This is a genomic window from Rossellomorea vietnamensis, from assembly GCF_025398035.1.
In the GTDB taxonomy this organism is placed as follows: Bacteria; Bacillota; Bacilli; order Bacillales; family Bacillaceae_B; genus Rossellomorea; species Rossellomorea vietnamensis_B.
In genome coordinates this window covers 1,527,390-1,552,012 of record NZ_CP104558.1, presented here as the reverse complement: position 1 = coordinate 1,552,012, position 24,623 = coordinate 1,527,390, and the positions used below count along the sequence as shown (strand labels likewise).

Annotated in this window: 19 protein-coding genes, 16 tRNA genes and 3 rRNA genes; 37 read left to right on the top strand and 1 reads right to left on the bottom strand. The window is 45.5% G+C overall.

The genetic code is table 11. The features are described 5' to 3' along the window. Positions 1-25: 25 nt before the first annotated feature. From N5C46_RS08010 to N5C46_RS07965, 10 genes are all read left to right on the top strand, one after another. Positions 26-1,036, top strand: a complete 1,011-nt coding sequence (locus N5C46_RS08010; RefSeq protein WP_034762604.1) for an ABC transporter ATP-binding protein — start codon at positions 26-28, stop codon at positions 1,034-1,036. A 48-nt stretch (positions 1,037-1,084) separates the two neighbouring features. Further along, entirely contained in the window at positions 1,085-1,876 is a 792-nt protein-coding gene (locus N5C46_RS08005; protein ID WP_261751587.1) for an ABC transporter permease, read from the top strand. A gap of 3 nt (positions 1,877-1,879) precedes the next feature. Further along, the gene (locus tag N5C46_RS08000) at positions 1,880-2,665 is read left to right on the top strand and encodes an ABC transporter permease (RefSeq protein WP_261751586.1); all 786 of its coding nucleotides are present in this window, start codon (positions 1,880-1,882) and stop codon (positions 2,663-2,665) included. A gap of 61 nt (positions 2,666-2,726) precedes the next feature. Next, positions 2,727-3,131, top strand: coding sequence for an ion channel (locus tag N5C46_RS07995; protein ID WP_060673410.1), 405 nt, complete (start codon positions 2,727-2,729; stop codon positions 3,129-3,131). Positions 3,132-3,204: 73 nt separating this feature from the next. Next, positions 3,205-3,669, top strand: a complete 465-nt coding sequence (gene bcp / locus N5C46_RS07990; protein WP_261751585.1) for a thioredoxin-dependent thiol peroxidase — start codon at positions 3,205-3,207, stop codon at positions 3,667-3,669. Positions 3,670-3,897: 228 nt separating this feature from the next. Next, entirely contained in the window at positions 3,898-4,848 is a 951-nt protein-coding gene (locus tag N5C46_RS07985) for a D-2-hydroxyacid dehydrogenase (protein WP_261751584.1), read from the top strand. A 1-nt stretch (position 4,849) separates the two neighbouring features. Continuing rightward, positions 4,850-5,398 (top strand): cob(I)yrinic acid a,c-diamide adenosyltransferase, encoded by a 549-nt coding sequence (locus N5C46_RS07980; protein ID WP_261751583.1) that lies wholly within the window; start codon positions 4,850-4,852, stop codon positions 5,396-5,398. Positions 5,399-5,490: 92 nt separating this feature from the next. Further along, positions 5,491-5,931 (top strand): peroxide-responsive transcriptional repressor PerR, encoded by a 441-nt coding sequence (perR, locus tag N5C46_RS07975; RefSeq protein ID WP_371928721.1) that lies wholly within the window; start codon positions 5,491-5,493, stop codon positions 5,929-5,931. Positions 5,932-6,049: 118 nt separating this feature from the next. Then, entirely contained in the window at positions 6,050-6,613 is a 564-nt protein-coding gene (locus N5C46_RS07970; RefSeq protein WP_261749724.1) for a transposase, read from the top strand. After that, a complete protein-coding gene (locus N5C46_RS07965) occupies positions 6,499-7,443 on the top strand; it encodes an IS3 family transposase (protein WP_336275584.1) in 945 nt (314 codons plus the stop codon). The genes N5C46_RS07970 and N5C46_RS07965 overlap by 115 nt, the downstream gene beginning before the upstream one ends. Positions 7,444-7,496: 53 nt before the next feature. Here N5C46_RS07965 and N5C46_RS07960 read toward each other — a convergent pair whose 3' ends face one another. Then, the gene (locus N5C46_RS07960) at positions 7,497-7,847 is read right to left on the bottom strand and encodes a YgzB family protein (RefSeq protein WP_034762624.1); all 351 of its coding nucleotides are present in this window, start codon (positions 7,845-7,847) and stop codon (positions 7,497-7,499) included. 154 nt (positions 7,848-8,001) lie between these two features. On the opposite strand from N5C46_RS07960, the gene N5C46_RS07955 reads away from it, so the two are divergent. From N5C46_RS07955 to N5C46_RS07825, 27 genes are all read left to right on the top strand, one after another. Continuing rightward, positions 8,002-8,868: a nucleotidyltransferase-like protein gene (locus tag N5C46_RS07955; RefSeq protein ID WP_261751582.1), complete on the top strand. Its 867-nt coding sequence runs from the start codon at positions 8,002-8,004 to the stop codon at positions 8,866-8,868. A 260-nt stretch (positions 8,869-9,128) separates the two neighbouring features. Then, positions 9,129-10,680, top strand: a 16S ribosomal RNA gene (locus N5C46_RS07950). A 197-nt stretch (positions 10,681-10,877) separates the two neighbouring features. Then, positions 10,878-13,814, top strand: a 23S ribosomal RNA gene (locus tag N5C46_RS07945). Positions 13,815-14,113: 299 nt separating this feature from the next. Continuing rightward, positions 14,114-14,230: ribosomal RNA gene (rrf, locus tag N5C46_RS07940) — 5S ribosomal RNA — on the top strand. Together the 16S, 23S and 5S rRNA genes with 16 tRNA genes alongside form the textbook arrangement of a ribosomal RNA operon. A gap of 7 nt (positions 14,231-14,237) precedes the next feature. Continuing rightward, positions 14,238-14,312, top strand: a tRNA-Asn gene (locus N5C46_RS07935). 6 nt (positions 14,313-14,318) lie between these two features. After that, positions 14,319-14,410 (top strand) — tRNA-Ser (locus tag N5C46_RS07930). A gap of 16 nt (positions 14,411-14,426) precedes the next feature. Continuing rightward, positions 14,427-14,501 (top strand) — tRNA-Glu (locus N5C46_RS07925). Between the two features lie 39 nt (positions 14,502-14,540). After that, a tRNA-Val gene (locus N5C46_RS07920) sits at positions 14,541-14,616 on the top strand. A gap of 75 nt (positions 14,617-14,691) precedes the next feature. Next, positions 14,692-14,765 (top strand) — tRNA-Met (locus N5C46_RS07915). A gap of 90 nt (positions 14,766-14,855) precedes the next feature. Next, positions 14,856-14,932 (top strand) — tRNA-Asp (locus N5C46_RS07910). 17 nt (positions 14,933-14,949) lie between these two features. Beyond that, positions 14,950-15,025, top strand: a tRNA-Phe gene (locus N5C46_RS07905). 14 nt (positions 15,026-15,039) lie between these two features. Further along, positions 15,040-15,115, top strand: a tRNA-Thr gene (locus N5C46_RS07900). A 16-nt stretch (positions 15,116-15,131) separates the two neighbouring features. After that, positions 15,132-15,215 (top strand) — tRNA-Tyr (locus tag N5C46_RS07895). A 119-nt stretch (positions 15,216-15,334) separates the two neighbouring features. Continuing rightward, positions 15,335-15,408 (top strand) — tRNA-Trp (locus N5C46_RS07890). A gap of 11 nt (positions 15,409-15,419) precedes the next feature. After that, positions 15,420-15,495, top strand: a tRNA-His gene (locus tag N5C46_RS07885). A gap of 39 nt (positions 15,496-15,534) precedes the next feature. After that, positions 15,535-15,606, top strand: a tRNA-Gln gene (locus N5C46_RS07880). A 4-nt stretch (positions 15,607-15,610) separates the two neighbouring features. Further along, positions 15,611-15,685: transfer RNA gene (locus N5C46_RS07875), tRNA-Gly, on the top strand. A 7-nt stretch (positions 15,686-15,692) separates the two neighbouring features. Then, positions 15,693-15,766, top strand: a tRNA-Cys gene (locus N5C46_RS07870). Between the two features lie 8 nt (positions 15,767-15,774). Continuing rightward, positions 15,775-15,858 (top strand) — tRNA-Leu (locus N5C46_RS07865). A gap of 4 nt (positions 15,859-15,862) precedes the next feature. Beyond that, positions 15,863-15,936, top strand: a tRNA-Gly gene (locus N5C46_RS07860). Positions 15,937-16,243: 307 nt separating this feature from the next. Continuing rightward, positions 16,244-17,140, top strand: a complete 897-nt coding sequence (locus N5C46_RS07855) for a carbohydrate ABC transporter permease (protein ID WP_261752307.1) — start codon at positions 16,244-16,246, stop codon at positions 17,138-17,140. After that, positions 17,140-17,967: a carbohydrate ABC transporter permease gene (locus N5C46_RS07850; protein ID WP_224520626.1), complete on the top strand. Its 828-nt coding sequence runs from the start codon at positions 17,140-17,142 to the stop codon at positions 17,965-17,967. Before N5C46_RS07855 ends, N5C46_RS07850 begins: the two co-directional genes overlap by 1 nt. A gap of 82 nt (positions 17,968-18,049) precedes the next feature. Next, the gene (locus tag N5C46_RS07845) at positions 18,050-19,327 is read left to right on the top strand and encodes an ABC transporter substrate-binding protein (protein WP_261751581.1); all 1,278 of its coding nucleotides are present in this window, start codon (positions 18,050-18,052) and stop codon (positions 19,325-19,327) included. 142 nt (positions 19,328-19,469) lie between these two features. Continuing rightward, positions 19,470-21,281 (top strand): cache domain-containing sensor histidine kinase, encoded by a 1,812-nt coding sequence (locus N5C46_RS07840; RefSeq protein ID WP_261751580.1) that lies wholly within the window; start codon positions 19,470-19,472, stop codon positions 21,279-21,281. Beyond that, on the top strand, positions 21,262-22,830 hold the full coding sequence (locus tag N5C46_RS07835) for a response regulator transcription factor (RefSeq protein WP_261751579.1): 1,569 nt from the start codon (positions 21,262-21,264) through the stop codon (positions 22,828-22,830). The genes N5C46_RS07840 and N5C46_RS07835 overlap by 20 nt, the downstream gene beginning before the upstream one ends. Before the next feature lie 15 nt (positions 22,831-22,845). Next, positions 22,846-23,571, top strand: a complete 726-nt coding sequence (locus N5C46_RS07830; RefSeq protein ID WP_261751578.1) for a ThuA domain-containing protein — start codon at positions 22,846-22,848, stop codon at positions 23,569-23,571. A 19-nt stretch (positions 23,572-23,590) separates the two neighbouring features. Continuing rightward, entirely contained in the window at positions 23,591-24,616 is a 1,026-nt protein-coding gene (locus tag N5C46_RS07825; protein ID WP_261751577.1) for a Gfo/Idh/MocA family protein, read from the top strand. Positions 24,617-24,623: the final 7 nt, after the last annotated feature.

Below are 24,623 nucleotides of genomic sequence, written 5' to 3'. Positions count from 1 at the left end.
TTAAAAGAATGTAGGAGGACGCAAGATGAACGCAATTGAAGTGAATCATTTGCGTAAAGAATTCAAGGCTTTTTCCAGTCGATCAGGGCTGAAGGGTGCCTTCAGGGATTTATTTACGCGTAATTATAAAGTCGTTCCGGCGGTGAACGATATTTCATTTAATGTGAAGCAGGGGGAGATGGTCGGTTATATTGGTGAAAATGGGGCCGGGAAGTCGACCACCATCAAAATGCTGACGGGTATCCTGACTCCGACCGGGGGAGAGTTAACCGTCAATGGGATGAATCCCCATCGGGACCGGGAGAAGTTCGTACAGACGATCGGTGTCGTATTCGGCCAGCGTTCCCAGCTTTGGTGGGATATTGCCGTGCAGGAGTCCTTTCAACTGCTGAAAAAGGTGTATAAAGTGCCGGATCAACAATACAAGGAGCATATGGATCATGTGATTGAAACCCTGGATATCGCTCCGCTCCTGGACAAACCTGTCCGTAAGTTATCCCTGGGACAGCGGATGAGGTGTGAACTCGCCGCCGCACTTGTCCATAATCCACCACTGCTCTTCCTGGATGAACCGACAATCGGATTGGATGTACTCGTAAAGTTGAAAATCCGTCAGTTCTTAAAGGAAATCAATGAGAAATACAATACAACCATTTTACTTACGACCCACGATTTATCCGATATCGAAGCGTTGTGTGAACGGGTCGTGATGCTCGATGAAGGGAAGATCATTTACGATGGTGAACTGAGTCGGCTGAAAGAAAACTGGGGAGATCAGAAAGAAGTCGTCTTTCAATTTCTGGATGAAATCTCTCTGTCTGCTTTATCGGATCTTACTAAAAATGAGAACATTTCCTGGAGTTTTGATGAGAAAAAGCAATCCTATGCTGCGATAACGGAAGCCGATGAAGAAGTCATCTCACAGCTCATTACAGATGTCGTGGCAAACTTCAAAGTGAAAGATATGAAGATAGAAGAAACGACTACTGAGGAAATCATCCGAAACATCTATGAAAAAGGGGCTGTGACAAGTTGAGTGGAGGAAAACAAACTGTGAGTCTGCTCGTGTGCGGGGTGAAGGAACATGGCTAAGTATATCGAAATGATTCGCATCCGATTTCTGATGATGCTTGCCTACCGCACGAATTATTATAGTGGAATCTTGATTTACAGTATCAATATCGGTGCGTACTATTTCCTGTGGCAGGCCATTTATGGTGGAAAGCAGGATATTGAAGGATTATCAATCATTCAGATGACGACCTATGTGGCCGTATCGTGGATGGCCAGGGCATTTTATTTTAATAATATTGATCGTGAAATTGCGCAGGAAATCAAAGAGGGGAAAGTGGCCGTTGAATTCATCAGGCCTTATAACTATCTCGGCATGAAGACGATGCAGGGGCTGGGTGAGGGAGTCTTCCGTTTGGTGTTTTTCTCATTCCCCGGGATGTTCATCGTAAGCCTGATTTTCCCGCTCCAAATCGGGACAGGCTTTGACACGATCGGATTATTCGCCATTTCGATCCTTTTCAGTTTCATCATCAATACCCAAATCAATTTGCTGACAGGGATCACAACCTTTTTCTTATTTAATAACGACGGTCTCATCAGGGCCAAACGGGTCGTCATCGATTTATTCTCGGGACTCCTTCTTCCGATTCACTTTTTCCCCCTGTGGGCCCAAAACGTGATGGAGTATCTGCCCTTTCAAAGCATCAGTTATGTCCCGAGCATGATTTTCACCAATGGCTTTACCACGTCGGAAGCCTTCAATGCAATCATGATGCAGGGTCTTTGGTCGCTGCTACTCCTTATACCGATTAAAGTGCTTTGGGTCATGGCAAAAAAACAAATGATCATACAGGGAGGGTGACCGATGTTTTATGTGAAGATGTTTTTTCAATATGTCGCCCAATACATGAAGATCAGGCTGCAGTACCGGGCGGATCTGATTGTCGAGATAGTATCCGATTTACTATTTCAAGCTGTCAATCTTGTATTCATCCTTGTTGTTTTCGGTCACACGCAGCTGTTGAGCGGATGGACAAGGGATGAAATAATATTCATCTATGGATTTTTCCTTGTACCGTTCGCCCTGTTCAGTTCCTTCTTCAATATCTGGGACTTTAACGACCGGTATGTAGTGAAGGGTGAGTTCGACCGGATCCTGACGAGACCCATCCACAGTTTATTTCAAGTGATATTGGAGCGGATGGAGCTGGAGTCCCTTTTTGGCGTCATCACGGGAATGGCCGTCATGTACTACGCAGGTGGGAGGCTTGATATCAACTTCGAATGGTATGAGCCGGTTCTATTCATCGTATTTGTCCTGGGGGGAGCCCTCGTCTATGCAGGGATCTTCATTGCTCTTGCAAGCATTGCGTTCTGGTCGGATGCGAAAACGTCCATCATGCCGATGATGTACAATATCGGAAATTATGGAAGATATCCCGTCGATATTTACAATAGCGTCATCCGGTTTGTACTGACCTGGATCCTTCCTTTTGCGTTCGTTGGCGTATATCCTTCCGCCTTTTTCCTTGAAAAGACGGAATGGTATCCGTATTCGTTCCTGACTCCATTTGTCGGAATCGGTTTTTTCATTTTTTCCATCGTCCTTTGGAATGAAGGTGTGAAACGGTACAGGGGAGCAGGTAACTAGAATGATTTCACGATGAAAAGCGTACATATACTAAGACAAGCAGAAAAAAGAGGGTATGTACATGCTTTATATCATTGGATTTTTCATTCTTTTTTGCATGGTCATGAGTCTGCGGGCATTATTTTATCCTTCACGATGGAAAGAACACCATGTTTCCCTTCATCATTTTCTCTTTTTGGGAATGTGCTATATCACGATCATGATCGGGTTCGGATTATTATTCATGCTCCTTGAGATCGAGGGCATCCAAATTCTTGTCGAGGCGGGGAGACCGCTTTCCGGAGACTTCCTCGATCATTTTTTCACGACAATGTATTTCAGCGGCATCACCCTCTTCTCGGTTGGCTATGGAGATGTAACCCCTGTGGGGATCGGGAGAGGGATCGCCCTTATCGAGTCCTGGCTAGGCTATACGATACCGGCAGCCTTTGTCGTGAAGTCGTTTTTACACTATGAGAACAAGTAGCGTATGGTTTGAGTTTTTCCCTCCTATTGGGTACGCTAAAGTCAGAACGATAATCATTAGGAGGGGAAAATGTATGACAGTTGGTCAAAAAGCACCTGAATTCGAATTACTGGCAAGCAATGGAGAAAAGGTAAAGCTATCCGATTACAAAGGAAAAAACGTGGTCCTTTATTTCTATCCGAAGGACATGACACCAGGGTGTACAACCCAAGCGTGTGATTTCAGGGATCAGCATGAGAACTTTGAAGAGCTTGATGCCGTCATCCTTGGGGTGAGCCCGGATCCCGTCGATAAACATGAGAAATTCGTGGACAAGCATGGACTCCCGTTCCTTCTGCTGGTAGATGAAGATCATAAAGTGGCAGAGGAATACGGCGTATGGAAGCTGAAGAAAAACTTCGGGAAAGAATACATGGGGATCGAGCGTTCCACCTTCATCATTGATAAAGAAGGGAACCTGTCGAAGGAATGGCGGAAGGTGAAAGTGAAGGGGCATGTCGAAGAGGCTCTTCAATATATTCAAGAAAACCTTTCCTAAGCCTATTTTCAAGCCTATTTTAACGGGTTTGAGGCTTTTGTCCATTCACAAAAGCTGTAAGGACATATAGTAAGAGTAGGGCAACCTCCTCAAATAAGTCAGTCTCATCCGTGTAGCAGGATCGACCAGGTCGATCCTCTTTTTTTATGCTCATGGGGATGCTCGAAACTAGGGAGAATCCACTCCTATATGGTAAAATAATGGGCAATAGGGATGGGAGGCAACTACATGAAAATCATCTTTACATTTCAACCGAAAGAAGAATTCGTTTCAGATTTAACGAATAGCTTCCCCGGGGTTGAGTTCCTTTTTTACAAAAAAATCAACCAAGCGGAAAGTGAGCTTCCCGATGCGGAAGTGATCGTCACGATGGGGGAAGATTTAACGAGTGATCATATTGAAAGAAGCAAGAAATGCAAATGGATCATGGTCACGTCGGCGGGACTCGAAAAAATGCCGTTTGAAGCAATAAAAAGAAGGGGGATCCTCGTCACCAATGCAAGGGGAATCCACAAAATCCCCATGGCGGAGTTCACGATCGGCTTGATGCTTCAGCATGCGAAACAGCTTCAGTCAGTTTGGGAGCAGGAAAAAGATGCCGTGTGGAGCAGAAGGTTACCTACCACTGAACTTCATGAAGCGTCTCTCCTTATTCTTGGAGCAGGGGCCATAGGTGGGGAAATTGCCCGACTGGCAAATGCATTTCAAATGAACGTAAGTGGAGTGAATTCTACCGGATCACCCGGGGAGAATTTTGACAGCATGTTCACCTTGGAGACATTCAGGGGTCAGCTCCCGAAAGCCGATTACATTGTTTCGGTGCTTCCGAGTACGAGTCAAACCAAAGGAATATTGGACATTGATCATTTTGAACAGATGAAGGATTCTGCTGTATTCATCAATATTGGCCGGGGTGACCTTGTTGAAGAATCCGTCCTTCTTGAAGTAATGGAAAAGAAGTTGATTCAACATATGTATCTGGATGTATTTGATCAAGAGCCGTTAGCTGAACATCATCCTTTTTGGAAAACGGAAGGCATCACAGTGACGCCCCACCTTTCAAGCATTACAAAAAAGTACATGCCAAGGGCACTTGAAATCTTTAAAAAGAATTTATCTACATATAGTAATAAGAGGGATAACTTTATTAACGTGATTGATGCAGAGAGGGGTTATTAATATGAAAATTTATACGAAATCTGGAGACAAAGGGACGACTTCCCTGGTATATGGAACCCGCGTATCGAAAAAGGATCAACGTGTGGAGGCCTACGGAACCTGCGATGAAGCGAACTCCATGATAGGTCTTGGTCTAAGTTATATCAAGGCTGAATACTTTGATGGTAAAGAAGAGTTCGAAGAGTTTCTTCACAAGGTGCAAACGATCCTTTTCCATGTCGGGGCAGAACTTGCTACTCCCTCTGGAAAAGAAGTGAAATGGAAGCTTGATGAAACACATATCAAGGAATTGGAAGATCAAATCGATAGGATGGACGGATCTCTCACACCTCTACGAAACTTCATCCTTCCCGGTGGTCAACCGGCCGGTGCCGCCCTGCATACAGCAAGAACGATTGTCAGGAGAGCTGAAAGAGAAGCTGTAGGAATTGATGAAAACATCAATCCATTAGTCCTTTCGTATCTGAACCGGCTTTCTGACTACCTCTTCGTAGCAGGCAGATACATCAACCAGCAGCTTGGTGAGCAGGAGAAAAACCTCCACGAGTAGCAGGGTGAAAGATTGACAAAATGGACCGTTGATTAGTACACTATTTATAAAGATTATAAAATAATAATTCTTATGAAAAGAGGTGCATGACGATGTCTGAAGAAGGACAATTGAAAGAAGCGATTTCGACATTGAAGGAAACGGGAGTCCGTATCACTCCTCAACGTCATGCGATATTAGAGTATCTCATTGATTCAATGGCCCATCCAACTGCCGATGACATATATAAAGCGCTCGAAGGGAAATTCCCTAACATGAGTGTGGCGACCGTTTATAATAATTTGCGTGTATTCCGTGAAGTAGGGTTGGTGAAAGAACTGACATACGGGGATGCCTCCAGTCGCTTTGACTTTGTGACGACCGATCATTATCATGTCATTTGCGATGGCTGCGGAAAAATCGTAGACTTTCATTACCCTGGACTTGATGAAGTGGAACAACTGGCTTCCCATGTCACGGGATTCAAGGTGAACAACCATCGTATGGAAATTTACGGCACGTGCTCTGACTGTTCTGTTAAGGAGACACATTAGAGAAGAATGGTTCTAAATTAGAACCATTCTTCTTTTATTTTAGGCATCAAAAAAGACCTTCCGTTGGGTATCGACCCCCAAAAGTTAGAGTAGAAAACTAACTTTTGGGGGTGTTTTTATGGCTAAATATAGTGAAGAATTTAAACTAAAACTTGTCACCGAGTATCTGGATGGCCATCTTGGATATAAATCATTGGCGAAAAAATATAACCTACCTTCTAAGACACCACTACTAGATTGGGTAAGAGCTTATAAAACACAAGGAATAGAAGGTATAAAGCGAAGAGAAATAAACAAAGCGTACTCTGTTCAATTTAAATTAGATACGATACTATTTATGTTAGAGACAGGCGCTTCTTATCAGGAAACTGCGGAACAATTTAAGCTGAACAATCCTTCATTAATTCATTCTTGGACGAAAATATTTAATGAACAAGGAGTAGATGGCCTGAAACCTAAATTAAAGGGGAGACCTTCTATGTCTAAGAAACCTAATAAATCGGAGAAGAAGGAAGAGAAAAAGGTAACACGCGAAGAGGAATTAGAACGCGAGAATGAATTACTGCGATTGGAAAATGCGTACCTAAAAAAGTTGAGAGCTTTTCGGGAGAATCCGAATGCCTTCCGCGAAAAGCACAAGCCAAGCTCGCATTCGAACTTAAAGAAGAAGGATTCCGATTAAAAGATATTTTTCAAGTAGTGGGGATTCCCGAAGCAACCTACCACTATCATGTGAAGGGTTTTGACAAAGAGGATTCAAATGCAGAATTAAAAGAACTCATTACTTCCCTATTTAAAAAATTTCATGAACGTTATGGGTATAAACGGATTACGAAGGAATTAAAGAAATTAGGTCATCATATCAATCATAAAAAAGTATATCGTATTATGCGAGACATCGGATTGAAATGTGTAAAATTCATGCGGAAATCCCGTAAATACAATTCGTATAAGGGGAACGTTGGAAAGGTGGCAAAGAACCGATTATCACGCCGGTTTAACACGCATGTCCCTCTACAAAAATTAGTAACTGACATTACAGAATTTAAATGTCTAAACGAAGAGAAGTTATATTTAAATCCCATTCTTGACCTCTATAACGGAGAAATCATCGCGTACGGAATCAGGAAACGTCCCACGTTAGATCTAGTCACGGAACCTTTACATGAAACGATAGAAATAATAAGAGATCACGCAATCTATCGAACCACCATCCATTCTGATCAAGGCTGGCATTACCAGCACAATCAATGGGTGAAGACATTAAAGAAGAATAATGTATTCCAAAGCATGTCACGGAAAGCTACATGCGCAGACAACGCTGTAATGGAAAACTTTTTTGGTGTTTTGAAGCAGGAAATGTATTATGGAGAAAAATTAGTTACCTTTGAGGATTTGAGAAGCCGGATTGAAGAATATATCCACTGGTACAATCATGAACGTTCAAAAGAAAAATTGGATGGACTTAGTCCAGTCGAATACCGAACTCAGTCCATCCAATCAGCTGCATAACAAAACTCTAACTTTTGGGGTTAGCCACCTTGAAGGTCTTTTCTCATTCAGCTTTATCTTTTCCTTTTATTATAGTCCTCATCGAATTCTTCCCCTTCAAGGTTCGGGTCAAGAGTCAGGGGCTCGTTACAATACATGCACATATCTACACGCCCAAGGACCTTGGTGACCTTACCGCAATTGGGGCATGTCACCTGTACGGCCTTCGTGGACAGCATCCCGATCCAGAAGTAGACAACCGTACTTCCGATGATTCCCAGAAAACCCAGTAGCATGAATGTTGTCATAACCCACGGATGTTCTCTAAAATATATACCGACGTACATAATGATAAATCCGATGAAAACTAAACTTAAGGCAAACGTACGGATTTTATTGATCTTACTTGAATATTTCTTAGCCATTTGTTTGTCCCTCCTAAAAAAATACTATACCATATTTGTTGACAGTAGAGGGATGTGAAACCATTTTGTCGAAAAATGACTATATTCAGAGAAGGAAATCCCCTTTGAATGTCGAAATAGTAACCAACCAATGAGTGATGTGGAGGAGTATGAAATGGAAGACATTTTACGACCGATATACCAAGAGCGTACAAGTCACCCCAATACTTTAGGAGCGCTTCTAATAGAACAAAGCAAGAAATCAAGTCCCTTGACCGATACCTTTGATATTGTCCTGTTCCTTATTGTGAAGGAAGCGGAAGAGCCTGTGTTCATCAAGCATTATTCTTATAAAGAACAAAAGGCAGCGTTACATATCGTGACAGAAGCCAAGCTGAACGAGTGGATCTTACTCGGATCCAACCGGAAAGTGATCGATTGGCTGTTCAATGGAAAAGTCCTGTTTGACCGCAATGAGTTTATCCAGAATCTTAAGACCGAGTTACGAGACTTCCCTTTCTATGGCAGAAAGATCAAAATGGGCATGGAATTTGCCAAATTGATCCGCCGATATATGGACGGTAAAGAATTCTTTGAAAGCAAGCATTATTTGGATGCTTACAATCACATCGTCCACTCATTGCATCATTTAGCGAGACTGGCGGTCATTGAAAACGGGTTCCATCCTGAGGTAACCGTATGGAACCAGGTCAAGCAAATAGAACCTGAGATTTATAAGCTATATGAAGAGCTCGTTACCAGTGATGAAGAAATTGATAAACGGCTGGAGCTATTGTTTCTGGCAAGTGAGTTTCTCATCCACTCAAGAACGAAGGTTTCGACTGAGCATCTGTTGGATATCCTTGGCCAAAAGGAACACTGGACGTTCCAGGATCTTCTTAATCATTCAGAAGCAAGACAGTACTCCGTTGATTTAAGCATGCTCATCGAATATTTAACGGATAAAGGATTTGTTGAAATCGTCGACGTAGAGACGAAAGGACAGGGTATTTATCATCGCTATTATCGGGCTGCGAAATAATTATAGTAAAATATTAATTTTTCGTTGACTTCAATCTGCTACCTTGGTATATTAGTAAATGTCGCTGCTGAACGACGGCAACGAGCGGTCAGTGGCGACTTAAAAAAACGAAAAAAGTTGTTGACAACACAGTGTCAACTTGATAAGATTAAAAAGTCGCTTAAACGAAGAGCTTACACATTGAACCTTGAAAACTGAACAAAACAAGACAATACGTCAACGTTAATTCTAGATTTATTTTTAAAGAGCTATTCAAACTTTTATCGGAGAGTTTGATCCTGGCTCAGGACGAACGCTGGCGGCGTGCCTAATACATGCAAGTCGAGCGGATTGATGGGAGCTTGCTCCCTGATATCAGCGGCGGACGGGTGAGTAACACGTGGGTAACCTGCCTGTAAGACTGGGATAACTCCGGGAAACCGGGGCTAATACCGGATAACTCATTTCCTCGCATGAGGAAATGTTGAAAGGTGGCTTTTAGCTACCACTTACAGATGGACCCGCGGCGCATTAGCTAGTTGGTGAGGTAACGGCTCACCAAGGCAACGATGCGTAGCCGACCTGAGAGGGTGATCGGCCACACTGGGACTGAGACACGGCCCAGACTCCTACGGGAGGCAGCAGTAGGGAATCTTCCGCAATGGACGAAAGTCTGACGGAGCAACGCCGCGTGAGTGATGAAGGTTTTCGGATCGTAAAGCTCTGTTGTTAGGGAAGAACAAGTGCCGTTCGAATAGGGCGGCACCTTGACGGTACCTAACCAGAAAGCCACGGCTAACTACGTGCCAGCAGCCGCGGTAATACGTAGGTGGCAAGCGTTGTCCGGAATTATTGGGCGTAAAGCGCGCGCAGGTGGTTCCTTAAGTCTGATGTGAAAGCCCACGGCTCAACCGTGGAGGGTCATTGGAAACTGGGGAACTTGAGTGCAGAAGAGGAAAGTGGAATTCCAAGTGTAGCGGTGAAATGCGTAGATATTTGGAGGAACACCAGTGGCGAAGGCGACTTTCTGGTCTGTAACTGACACTGAGGCGCGAAAGCGTGGGGAGCAAACAGGATTAGATACCCTGGTAGTCCACGCCGTAAACGATGAGTGCTAAGTGTTAGGGGGTTTCCGCCCCTTAGTGCTGCAGCTAACGCATTAAGCACTCCGCCTGGGGAGTACGGTCGCAAGACTGAAACTCAAAGGAATTGACGGGGGCCCGCACAAGCGGTGGAGCATGTGGTTTAATTCGAAGCAACGCGAAGAACCTTACCAGGTCTTGACATCCTCTGACAACCCTAGAGATAGGGCTTTCCCCTTCGGGGGACAGAGTGACAGGTGGTGCATGGTTGTCGTCAGCTCGTGTCGTGAGATGTTGGGTTAAGTCCCGCAACGAGCGCAACCCTTGATCTTAGTTGCCAGCATTCAGTTGGGCACTCTAAGATGACTGCCGGTGACAAACCGGAGGAAGGTGGGGATGACGTCAAATCATCATGCCCCTTATGACCTGGGCTACACACGTGCTACAATGGACGGTACAAAGGGCAGCGAGACCGCGAGGTTTAGCCAATCCCATAAAACCGTTCTCAGTTCGGATTGTAGGCTGCAACTCGCCTACATGAAGCTGGAATCGCTAGTAATCGCGGATCAGCATGCCGCGGTGAATACGTTCCCGGGCCTTGTACACACCGCCCGTCACACCACGAGAGTTTGTAACACCCGAAGTCGGTGAGGTAACCTTTTGGAGCCAGCCGCCTAAGGTGGGACAGATGATTGGGGTGAAGTCGTAACAAGGTAGCCGTATCGGAAGGTGCGGCTGGATCACCTCCTTTCTAAGGAAGATTTACTAAAACGTTTGACGTGTCGAAGTTTTGTTCAGTTTTGATGGTTCAACCATCAAAACATTTTTTATCTCTTACGAGATAGAAGTTGTGTTTGTTCTTTGAAAACTAGATAAAGATAAATTGATAGTCAAGAAATTACCGAGTATCGCCATTTTAGGTTTTAAACCTGATGTAACAACCAATTCGGTTAAGTTATGAAGGGCGCACGGTGGATGCCTTGGCACTAGGAGCCGACGAAGGACGGGACTAACACCGATATGCTTTGGGGAGCTGTAAGTGAGCTTTGATCCAGAGATTTCCGAATGGGGGAACCCATTGTTCGTAATGGAACAATATCCTTACTTGAATACATAGAGTATGGAAGGCAGACCCAGGGAACTGAAACATCTAAGTACCTGGAGGAAGAGAAAGCAATTGCGATTCCCTGAGTAGCGGCGAGCGAAACGGGATATAGCCCAAACCAAGAGGCTTGCCTCTTGGGGTTGTAGGACACTCTATACGGAGTTACAAAGGAATGGAGTAGACGAAGAAGTCTGGAAAGGCTCGTCAAAGAAGGTAACAACCCTGTAGTTGAAACTTCATTCCCTCTTGAGTGGATCCTGAGTACGGCGGGACACGTGAAATCCCGTCGGAAGCTGGGAGGACCATCTCCCAAGGCTAAATACTCCCTAGTGACCGATAGTGAACCAGTACCGTGAGGGAAAGGTGAAAAGCACCCCGGAAGGGGAGTGAAATAGAACCTGAAACCGTGTGCCTACAAGTAGTCAGAGCCCGTTAACGGGTGATGGCGTGCCTTTTGTAGAATGAACCGGCGAGTTACGATCCCATGCAAGGTTAAGTTGATAAGACGGAGCCGCAGCGAAAGCGAGTCTGAATAGGGCGAATTTTAGTATGTGGTCGTAGACCCGAAACCAGGTGATCTACCCATGTCCAGGATGAAGTTCAGGTAACACTGAATGGAGGTCCGAACCCACGCACGTTGAAAAGTGCGGGGATGAGGTGTGGGTAGCGGAGAAATTCCAATCGAACTTGGAGATAGCTGGTTCTCTCCGAAATAGCTTTAGGGCTAGCCTCATGTGTAAGAGTCTTGGAGGTAGAGCACTGTTTGGACTAGGGGCCCTCATCGGGTTACCGAATTCAGACAAACTCCGAATGCCAAAGACTTATCCATGGGAGTCAGACTGCGAGTGATAAGATCCGTAGTCGAAAGGGAAACAGCCCAGACCACCAGCTAAGGTCCCAAAGTATACGTTAAGTGGAAAAGGATGTGGAGTTGCTTAGACAACCAGGATGTTGGCTTAGAAGCAGCCACCATTTAAAGAGTGCGTAATAGCTCACTGGTCGAGTGACTCTGCGCCGAAAATGTACCGGGGCTAAACGTATCACCGAAGCTGTGGATTGACACCTCTAGGTGTCAGTGGTAGGAGAGCGTTCTAAGGACTGCGAAGCTAGACCGTAAGGACTGGTGGAGTGCTTAGAAGTGAGAATGCCGGTATGAGTAGCGAAAGATGGGTGAGAATCCCATCCACCGAATGCCTAAGGTTTCCTGAGGAAGGCTCGTCCGCTCAGGGTTAGTCGGGACCTAAGTCGAGGCCGATAGGCGTAGACGATGGACAACAGGTTGATATTCCTGTACCACCTCTTTTCCGTTTGAGCAATGGGGGGACGCAGGAGGATAGGGTAAGCGCACTGCTGGATATGTGCGTCTAAGCAGTTAGGCTGATGATGAGGCAAATCCCGTCATCGTGAAGGCTGAGCTGTGATAGCGAGCGAATTATAGTAGCGAAGTTCCTGATTCCACACTGCCAAGAAAAGCCTCTAGCGAGGAAAAAGGTGCCCGTACCGCAAACCGACACAGGTAGGCGAGGAGAGAATCCTAAGGTGAGCGAGAGAACTCTCGTTAAGGAACTCGGCAAAATGACCCCGTAACTTCGGGAGAAGGGGTGCTCTGGTAGGGTGCAAGCCCGAGAGAGCCGCAGTGAATAGGCCCAGGCGACTGTTTAGCAAAAACACAGGTCTCTGCGAAGCCGTAAGGCGAAGTATAGGGGCTGACGCCTGCCCGGTGCTGGAAGGTTAAGAGGAGTGCTTAGCGCAAGCGAAGGTGCGAATCGAAGCCCCAGTAAACGGCGGCCGTAACTATAACGGTCCTAAGGTAGCGAAATTCCTTGTCGGGTAAGTTCCGACCCGCACGAAAGGCGTAACGATCTGGGCACTGTCTCAACGAGAGACTCGGTGAAATTATAGTACCTGTGAAGATGCAGGTTACCCGCGACAGGACGGAAAGACCCCGTGGAGCTTTACTGTAGCCTGATATTGAATTTTGGTACAGCTTGTACAGGATAGGTAGGAGCCTTGGAAACCGGAGCGCCAGCTTCGGTGGAGGCATCGGTGGGATACTACCCTGGCTGTATTGAAATTCTAACCCGCGCCCCTTATCGGGGTGGGAGACAGTGTCAGGTGGGCAGTTTGACTGGGGCGGTCGCCTCCTAAAGAGTAACGGAGGCGCCCAAAGGTTCCCTCAGAATGGTTGGAAATCATTCGCAGAGTGTAAAGGCACAAGGGAGCTTGACTGCGAGACCTACAAGTCGAGCAGGGACGAAAGTCGGGCTTAGTGATCCGGTGGTTCCGCATGGAAGGGCCATCGCTCAACGGATAAAAGCTACCCCGGGGATAACAGGCTTATCTCCCCCAAGAGTCCACATCGACGGGGAGGTTTGGCACCTCGATGTCGGCTCATCGCATCCTGGGGCTGTAGTCGGTCCCAAGGGTTGGGCTGTTCGCCCATTAAAGCGGTACGCGAGCTGGGTTCAGAACGTCGTGAGACAGTTCGGTCCCTATCCGTCGTGGGCGCAGGAAATTTGAGAGGAGCTGTCCTTAGTACGAGAGGACCGGGATGGACGCACCGCTGGTGTACCAGTTGTCTTGCCAAAGGCATCGCTGGGTAGCTATGTGCGGAAGGGATAAGTGCTGAAAGCATCTAAGCATGAAGCCCCCCTCGAGATGAGATTTCCCATCACGTATGTGAGTAAGATCCCTAGAAGATGACTAGGTAGATAGGTCAGAGATGGAAGCATGGCGACATGTGGAGTTGACTGATACTAATCGATCGAGGACTTAACCACACTATAAAGCGGAGGCGGCTTGAACAGAGACGACAAGCATTTCTGGGCAATCAGAAGAGGGTGCTCTTTACCCTCAGCTGATTGAACTGAAATGACCTCGAGTCTCTAGCCGCCGGAGCTGGACTGCATTCTACTTTCAATAGTAGATGCAACAATTGGTCGATATTCGGCTTTCTTGACATCAATCCTTTATCTAGTTTTGAAGGAATAAAATTTATATGAAAATATAAAAAAATCCTTGAAAAAAATTATCTACACGATATAATAGTACTTGTCCTTAAAAAAGAGACAATACATAGTCTGGTGACAATGGCGAAGAGGTCACACCCGTTCCCATGCCGAACACGGAAGTTAAGCTCTTCAGCGCCGATGGTAGTTGGGGGATCTCCCCCTGTGAGAGTAGGACGTCGCCAGGCATATCGTTCCGCAGTAGCTCAGTGGTAGAGCTATCGGCTGTTAACCGATCGGTCGCAAGTTCGAATCTTGCCTGCGGAGCCAATATATGGAGAGCTGTCCGAGTGGCCGAAGGAGCACGATTGGAAATCGTGTAGACGGTTAACGCTGTCTCAAGGGTTCAAATCCCTTGCTCTCCGCCATTTATATTTTCAACAAGGCCCATTGGTCAAGCGGTTAAGACACCGCCCTTTCACGGCGGTAACACGGGTTCGAATCCCGTATGGGTCACCAAAGTTTTTTGCAAAAGCAAAATAACGTACCAAGTAATATGGAGGATTAGCTCAGCTGGGAGAGCATCTGCCTTACAAGCAGAGGGTCGGCGGTTCGATCCCGTCATCCTCCACCATGATTTTTTACGAAGCGTAAGCGGAGTAAAATAATCTTCCTTAATTAATATGTGTACCTTAACATATCTTATCGTCGCGGGGTGGAGCAGTTCGGTAGCTCGTCGGGCTCATAACCCGAAGGTCGCAGGTTCAAATCCTGTCCCCGCAATACCATTTTTGACTCGTTATATAAAAGGTTATCGTTAATCTTTCATGAGTCACGTATGGATAGTTATTTTCACTGTCGTGAAAAAACTCTGGTCCGGTAGTTCAGTTGGTTAGAATGCCTGCCTGTCACGCAGGAGGTCGCGGGTTCGAGTCCCGTCCGGACCGCCATTTTCATTTTACATAGTGGCTCAGTAGCTCAGTTGGTAGAGCAATGGACTGAAAATCCATGTGTCGGCGGTTCGATTCCGTCCTGAGCCACCATTTATTTACTTGATGCCGGTGTAGCTCAACTGGTAGAGCAACTGACTTGTAATCAGTAGGTTGGGGGTTCAAGTCCTCTTGCCGGCACCAGTCAAGTGATGTAGCTGGAGGGGTAGCGAAGTGGCTAAACGCGGCGGACTGTAAATCCGCTCCTTCGGGTTCGGCAGTTCGAATCTGCCCCCCTCCACCAAGATTTTTTACGAAGCGACAGCGGAGTAAAATAATCCTCCTTAAACTATGCGAAGCGATAGCGGAGCACAGTAATCTAGACGGATAGCATATTGATTTTGTTAAATTAATATATTTCATAGGGGTATAGTTTAACGGTAGAACGAAGGTCTCCAAAACCTTTGGTGTGGGTTCGATTCCTACTACCCCTGCCAATTTTAACATGGCGATTGTGGCGAAGTGGTTAACGCACCTGATTGTGGTTCAGGCATTCGTGGGTTCGATTCCCATCAGTCGCCCCATAAAAGTCACATTTTTATTTCCGTGACATATACTATCAGTGGGCTATAGCCAAGCGGTAAGGCATCGCACTTTGACTGCGACATGCGTTGGTTCGAATCCAGCTAGCCCAGTAGTGCGGAAGTAGTTCAGTGGTAGAACACCACCTTGCCAAGGTGGGGGTCGCGGGTTCGAATCCCGTCTTCCGCTCCAATAATATGGCGGCATAGCCAAGTGGTAAGGCATGGGTCTGCAAAACCCTGATCACCGGTTCAAATCCGGTTGCCGCCTCCATATGTAATGCCGGTGTGGCGGAATTGGCAGACGCGCACGACTCAAAATCGTGTTCCTCTGGAGTGCCGGTTCGATCCCGGCCACCGGTACCACATCGCGGGTGTAGTTTAGTGGTAAAACCTCAGCCTTCCAAGCTGATGATGAGGGTTCGATTCCCTTCACCCGCTCCAACTTACATACGACAGACTTTCTCTTTATGAGGAAGTCTTTTTTATTTGTTCAAATTTCAGCATTATTTCAACACCACTTAATGATTTGCAAAACTAATTTTTTACACAAAACTCACAACCTTTTCTTTTACCCATCACCCACCAAAACAAAACCCATCTAGTCAAAATAGTGCACCTTCTTCGTCAATTGAGTTCCCCTTATTGAGAAAGCGCTACCATTATAATATAAGAAAGCGATTACATAGTTAGGGTGGTGATTCGGGTGGAACCAAAGATTCAGACTGGACCAGTAAGCCCAGATGTACAAATGAAGGCAGTGACGAAGAAGAAGTTCAAGTATAAGAGCTTGCTGACGTACGCTGCCTTTGTAGGACCGGCACTTTTATTTTTCTTAGTGATTCAGATTCTTCCGTTTTTGATGGGTGTGTATTATTCCTTCACCTCATGGAATGGTGTAAGTTCGGTAGTTGAGTGGGTTGGGTTCGATAACTACAAAAAGATCTTCACAGATGATAAGACATTCTTCAATTCATTTATGTTCACGACAAAGTTTATGTTTGCGGCAGTGATCATCAGTAACCTGATAGGATTCGGATTTGCCCTATTATTGAATGCCGCGCTGAAGACGCGCAATATCCTGAGGACGGTATTCTTTATCCCCAACGTCATCGGGGGTTTGTTACTCGGGTTCATATGGCAGTTCATCTTTGTTAAAGGATTCGCGTCACTTGGGAATATGACGGATATCGGATTCTTTAAAATGCCGTGGCTGGGTGATGAGAAGACGGCTTTCTGGGGGATTGTCATCGTATTTGCATGGCAGATCTCCGGATACATGATGGTCATTTACGTGGCAGCATTGCAAGGGGTGGACAATTCACTTCTTGAAGCAGCGAAGATAGATGGTGCATCGAATTGGACCCTCCTGACGAAGATCATCATTCCATTAATACTACCTGCATTCACGATTTGTTTCTTCCTGACGATTTCGATGGCCTTTAAAATATTCGATCTGAATATTTCCTTAACAGGCGGTGGACCGTTCAATTCTACACAGTCCGTGGCCATCAATATCTATCAGGAAGCGTTCCAGAATAACCGTTATGGACTTGGGACAGCGAAGTCGATTCTGTTCTTCGTGGTAGTGGCTGTATTTACGACGGTTCAAGTGATGGTGACGAAGAAGAAGGAGGTTGAGGCATAATGGGCAATCGCTATACGAAAAGGACATTTGTATTAGAGATCATCGGGATTGTGATCGGGCTCATCTTCCTTATCCCTTTCTACTTCGTACTGGTCAACTCGGTGAAACCATTTGCTGCGATTCTGATTGATGCGGCAGCATGGCCGGAAGAATTTATGTTTTCGAACTACGCAAAAGTGTGGGAAGTCATCAATTTTCCCCGGGCTTTCTGGAACTCATTAATCATCACCGTTTTTAGCAATATAGGCCTAGTGATCATCAGTTCCATGGCAGCATGGAAGATGGTTCGCACACCAGGGAAGTTCAGTAAGATCCTATTTGTCATCTTTGTATCCGCCATGGTGATCCCGTTCCAGACGGTAATGATTCCCTTGATGAAGGTCGGGGGGACACTGGGACTGACAAATAGCATTCCCGGTCTCATTCTCATGTACTTTGGGTTCGGAGTGCCACTGTCCCTGTTCTTATATCACGGATTTGTGAAAACCGTCCCGATTGAAATCGAGGAATCAGCGATGATAGACGGCTGCAGTCAGTTTGGCGTGTTTTGGAGAATTGTTTTCCCATTACTGAAGCCGATTACGGTTACGGTGATCATTTTGAACACATTATGGATCTGGAATGATTATCTCCTTCCATTACTTGTGTTACAGGATGCAGAGCTGCGTACGATCCCCCTTGCAGCAAGTTCCTTCTTTGCACAGTACACAAAGCAGTGGGATATGGGTCTTGCAGCCTTGGTTCTCGGGATTACGCCAATCATCATCTTCTTCCTATTTTTACAGAAGCATATCATTAAAGGGATTGCTTCAGGTTCGATCAAGTAGATATAAAGTTTCTGTCGAGATGGTCTATCATTGATACAGAAATTTATATAAAATATTTTATATCAGGGAGGTCAATCCATTTATGAAACGTATTTTATTACTGTGTATGTCTTTGGTTTTAGTATTTGGAATCATTGCCGGTTGTTCTTCTAAAGACAAAACAAGCAGCTCAAGCGGGGATTCGGGTTCAGGTGATGATGTTGTAACACTGAATTTCTTCCAGTTCAAGGTTGAAATTGCCGATCAGCTTCAGGAAATGATCAAAGAATTCGAAGCGGAGCATCCGAACATTAAGATCAAGCTTGAAACCGTTGGTGGAGGTGCTGATTACGGTGCTGCCCTTAAAGCGAAATTTGCTTCAGGTGAAGAGCCGGATATTTTCAACAATGGTGGATTCAAAGAGTTAGAGCTTTGGAAAGAGAAGCTTGCGGATCTTTCTGGTGAGCCTTGGGTTGAGCATGTCCTTCCGATCGGGAAAGTTCCGATGACGGATGAGGATGGCAAGCTTTACGGTATGCCTGTTAACTTGGAAGGGTATGGTTTTGTTTACAACAAAGATTTATTCGAAAAAGCAGGCATTACTGAGCCTCCTAAAACGATTGATGAGTTGAAAGACGCTGCGAAGAAGCTCGAGGCGAAGAAAATTACTCCATTCTCAGCTGGTTACGGCGAGTGGTGGGTAATCGGGCAGCATTTACTGAACATTCCTTTTGCACAACAGGAAGATCCGGATAAGTTCATCGCGGGACTTTATGACGGATCTGAGAAGATTGTAGGAAACGAGAAGTTCAAACAGTTCAAGGAAGTACTCGACACTGAACTTAAATATGCCAACGATAATCCTTTAACGACGGATTATAATACGCAGGTAACGTTGTTTGCTTCTGGTGAAACGGCGATGCTTCAACAAGGGAACTGGACGGAGAACATGATCACGGAGATCAACCCTGATATCAACATGGGCTTCCTTCCGATTCCGATCAGCAATGACGAGAATGCAGATCGCCTTCCTGTCGGTGTGCCGAATAACTGGGTATTGAATAAGAACTCTAAACATCTTGAAGAAGCGAAAACATTCTTGGAGTGGATGGTTTCTTCTGAAACAGGTAAGCGTTATATCACAGAAGAATTTGCGTTCATCCCTGCCTTTGATAATATCGAGCCGAATGGTCTTGGTGACCTGGGTCAATCCATCCTTGACTACTCTAAAGATGAGAAAACGATTCCTTGGACTTGGTTCAAATGGCCGGATGGAGCGAACAAAGAATTTGCTGCAACGATCCAGGAATATGCAGCCGGAAAAATTGATTATGATACTGTACTTGAGCGATTCCAACAAACATGGGATAACTTGAAGTAAACAGAGTAATGGAAAGCATGTCTATTAAAGGCATGCTTTCTATTTAATAAGTTTAGTAGGAATATTTCGAAAAAACACTTCCAAGAGCGGGGAATAACACTTTATACTAGTGTATAAGTGAGACCTGGGAGGTCCGTCCCTCATGTTAAAGACAAGCATTCGGAATAAGTTGATTGCGTTGTTGATGATCACGACGATTGTGCCGTTTGGCAGTTCGATCATCATTACATATTTGTATACGAAGGATTCGATAGAGGAGCAGGTGGTGAAGGAAAGCAGTAATCTCCTTTATCAGGGGAAGGTGAACTTGGAGAGCTATATCAATGAGCTCAACGGGTTATCGCTGTCTCTTTATAATAATCCTGATTTCATCAATTTCATGAGGTCACCGGGTAAGGAGAATAATTACCTGACGATCGGCATCGTGAAGAATATTGTGCAAACGATTCTCTACACAGGGGATACGATCAACGGGGTGCGAATATCCTTCGCTGACGGTGACCGGGTCATTTCGGCAACGAAGCGTTCGACCGTTGTGTTCTCTAATAGAATAAAAGATTCACAGTGGGAATACTTCAGGAAGGCTGAGCGAAGCCCATATAACATGTACATTGAACCAACCTATAGTCAGGAAGAGGAGAATATTAATCGTTCGAAGGAAATCATCACGATCCACCGGGCATTCCGCAATGTTCCGGGTGATGAGGTATTGGCTTATATATCCCTGGACATCTCACCTGATAAAATCATCGATTTGAGCAGGAACCTCTATAATCCTGAATCAGAGGAATTTTATTTATTATCTTCAGAAGGGGAAATGATCTACAGCTCGGATCGCGACGTATCGGATGATGGAAACAATCAGAAATGGATCAGAAAGATCATGGAATCGAAGGATGTCTCAGGGACCCTTGAGTGGAAGGAAGATACGTTCAACGGGGTGATGATGTACGATCAGCTCCCGGCTTCCGCAGGCGGATGGTTCCTGGTGAAGAGGGTATCGTATGCGAACCTCTATGAAAGTGCCTTTAGTGTGGCGAAGATCAATATTTTGTTCGGGGTCCTTGGATTGACCCTCGTGGTGCTGGCGACTCTGTTTGTTTCCTTCAAAATTACATCTCCAATCCGGATACTGCTTTCGAATATCCAGGAGGTGGAAAAAGGGAATATGAAGGTACAGGCGGAATCATTCGGCTTTGATGAAATCGGCATCCTTGGAAATCGATTTCAGCAGATGATCGAGCGGATCAATCACTTGATCAACAGGGAATACAAGCTGGAGCTTGAAAATAAAACGAATCAATTAAAGGTACTGCAGTCGCAGATCAATCCCCATTTTCTTTACAATGCCCTGCAGTCCATCGGGACGATTGCCCTTAAGAACAGGGTTCCGCAAATATACTCCCTGATCACCCATTTATCTAAAATCATGAGGTATGGGATGAATATGGAGGAGGATGTGGTTCCTTTAAGTAAAGAAATCAATTATACGAATGCGTATCTCCTTTTACAAAAGGAGCGGTTCGGCGAAAACCTGGAGTATAGTGTCGAAGTGGACGAAGGGGTGAAGGAGGTCCAGGTTCCCAAAATGATTCTGCAGCCCCTCATAGAAAACTACTTCAAGCACGGTTTCGATATCCGTGATGGAGTGGGGAGGATTGATCTGACCTGCTTTCAGGATGGGGCAGAACTGGTGATGGTCGTCCGGGACAATGGGGCAGGGGTGACAGAAGAAAGGCTCAGGGAAATAGAAGAGCACTTCAAAGCAGATGCATGGAACAAAACCGGTGAAGAAACCAATATCGGGCTGAAGAATGTGTATGTAAGATTGAAGCTTTACTATGACCATAAGGCCACTCTTCTCCTTCTGAATCATGAAGAGGGGGGCTTAATGGTCACCATGAGGGTGCCGTTACGAATGGAGGGTGAGGCAAATGAAAGCAATCATCATTGATGACGAAAAGCATGTGCGCGAAGGGTTACTTTTGTTGGCAGAATGGGAAAAGCACGGTATCCACACCATCCTCGAGGCGGAAGATGGAGACGAAGCCATTGAATTGATCACAGAGCACAGGCCCGAGATCATCTTCACGGATATGCGGATGCCGAAAAGGGACGGAATCACCCTGTTAAAATGGCTTCATGCCTCTGAACTGACAAGCAAGACCATCGTTGTTAGCGGATATGATGACTTTGAATATATGAGAAACGCCATCCATTATAAGAGCTTCGATTACATTCTGAAACCGATTGAACCGGATGTGCTGAATGACACGCTGGATAAGGCGGTGAAGGAGTGGAATGAGCAGGCACGCTCAAGAAAATCTCAAGTGGAGGAGAGCCGGGTAATGAATGAAGTGAAACCCCTTTACTGGGACCGGTTCTTCTCGACCCTTTGTTCGAAAGAGGGCATGACAAAAGAGATGGCAGAAAAAGTTGAAAAAGAGTTCGGTGTGTCCATCGAAAAGCTGCATAAGACTGTTGCACTCCTGCCGATCAAGCCGATCGTGATGAAGTCTTTTCAAGGAGACAGGGATCTTGCCTTTTTTACCATCATCAATATTTGCAATGAGCTTTTACGAAAGCAGAACGATGGGGTTTGTTTCCGGAATAGTAACAAAGAAGAAGAACTTGTTATCCTCTTCTGGCATCATAAGCATGTAACGTATTTACTGGAGGAAATCCACTCATTGATCTATCAATATGGAAGGGTGTCCCCGGTCATGGCTCTTGGTCAGAAGTCGAGAAAGGTGAAGGAAGCTTATGAATCCGCCCTTGAAGTGTATTCCAGGCACCCCCTCCTTGCCCAGAAGAAGTTTGTTACCCATCAGGATGTGAAGGCAGGATCCCATCTCCATTTACTGGATCATTCCAATGAATTGAAGTGGGCGATTCGTTCGGGAAGCAGGGAACAGGTTCAGTCCCAGCTGGAAGGGATCTTTTCGAAATTAGAAAACAGCCATATACTTTCCCTCGAGCAGATCCAGGTGTGGGAGGATCAGTTTGAGATCCTGCGGAATAATTGGTTGAAAGAATACGAGATCAGACGCCAGAAAGCTTTTTACCGGGGCACGGATTACTGGAGGGAGGACGGCTCGTTTTCGTTCAGAAAATTTAAAGATGAAAAGACGAAAGAGTTTATCGAACTCATTCAAACGCTGACACAGGCTAAATATCAAAAGGAAAAAAACAATATGCAATATATTGAGGAATATCTGCAGCAGCACTATCAGGAGGATATCAATCTTCAGAACATTGCCGACAGGTTCTATTTAAGCCGGGAATACATTTCCCGTAAGTTTAAGCAGGATTATGGAGCGACCATCACAGATTATGTCACGAATATCCGGATGGAGAAGGCAAAGAAGCTCCTTGAAAATCCTTACTTGAAAATTTATGAAGTGGCCTATGGTGTAGGGTATGGAAATGAAAAATATTTCAGTAAAGTATTCAAGAAACATACCGGTCTCACACCAAATGAATACCGGCATGCCAAAACTTAACTTGGAGGTTTTACAATGATAAACGTAACCGTATGGAATGAAAATCGTCATGAACAAAAGAATCCGAAAGTGAGGGAAGTGTATCCTGAAGGAATTCATGGTGCCATCGCTTCTTTCCTCGGAGAAGCGTCCTGCAATGTGAAAACCGCTACATTGGATGAAGGAGATCACGGATTGACGGAAGAAGTGCTGGAAGGCACAGATGTATTGGTCTGGTGGGGCCATATCGCCCATGAAGAAGTGAAGGACGAAGTGGTTGAACGGGTGAAACAGCGGGTCCTCGACGGGATGGGATTGATCGTCCTTCATTCAGGTCATTTCTCTAAAATTTTCAAAACCTTGATGGGGACATCCTGTGACCTTAAGTGGCGGGAAGCGGATGAGAAGGAACGCATCTGGATCGTCGACCCGAGCCATCCGATCACAGCCGGTTTGGGGGAATATTTCGAGCTTGAAAAAGAAGAAATGTATGGAGAGCATTTTGACATCCCGGCTCCTGATCAGCTTGTGATGGTCAGTTGGTTCGAGGGTGGAGAAGTGTTCAGAAGCGGGTGTACGTATCAGCGCGGGAACGGAAAAGTATTTTACTTCCGTCCGGGACATGAAACCTATCCTACTTATTACAATGAAAATGTCCAAAAGGTCATCGTCAATGCAGTGAAATGGGCAGCGCCAGTGGATCATGCAAGACCTGTATATGGGAATGCAAAGCCGCTCGAAGAAATCAAAGGATCAAACTGAAAATAGAGGAGGAAAAATCATGAATACATTAAAAATCGGAGTTATCGGATGTGGAAGCATCGCTCAGCACCGTCACCTTCCGGAATACGCAAATAATCCAAACGTTGAGGTAGTCGCCGTGTGTGACATCGTTGAGGAGCGGGCATGGAAAATCGCCGATGCAGTCGGAGCTAAAGCCTATACCAATTATAAAGAACTGCTGGCAAACGCTGATGTAGAAGCAGTGAGCGTATGTACACCGAACTACCTGCATGCACCGGTTTCCATCGATGCCCTGAACGCAGGAAAGCATGTACTATGTGAAAAGCCGATGGCGACTTCAAGTGAAGAAGCAGAAAGCATGATCGATGCCTCCGTAAAAAGCGGTAAAAAGCTGATGATCGCTCACAACCAGCGTTTTGTCCCTTCCCATCAAAAGGCGAAGCAGCTGATTGAAAACGGTGAAGTGGGCAAAATCTACAGCTTCCGTTCGGCATTCGGCCACGGTGGTCCTGAAGGCTGGAGTGCTGATGGCAAGGATAGCTGGTTCTTCAAAAAGGATGAAGCGTTCATCGGTGCCATGGGTGACCTTGGTGTTCATAAAACAGATCTTCTCCGTTACATCTTAGGGGAAGAATTTGCCGAAGTCGGGGCCTTTGTGGAAACTAGCGCAAAGGAAAATGCCGATGTGGATGATACGGCAGTCTGCGTATTGAAAACGGAAAGCGGTACAATCGGTACCCTTGCAGCAAGCTGGTCTTATGTGTCCAAAGAAGACAACTCGACCATCATATATGGGGAGAAAGCGATTCTCCGTTTAGAAGATGATCCGGTCAACTCCCTTATCGTGCAATACTCGAGTGGGGAAGTCGTGAAGTATGAACTTGGCGGCATTCAAACGAATGACGAGGGAGGACAGTCGAATTCCCGGGTAATCGATCAATTTGTACACAGCATCCTTCACGATGCAGAGCCTGCCGTACCGGGTGAAGAAGGAAAGAGATCACTTGAGGTTGTATTGGCTGCCCTTGAATCAAGTGAAACTAAACGAATTGTAAAGCTATAAAGGGGAA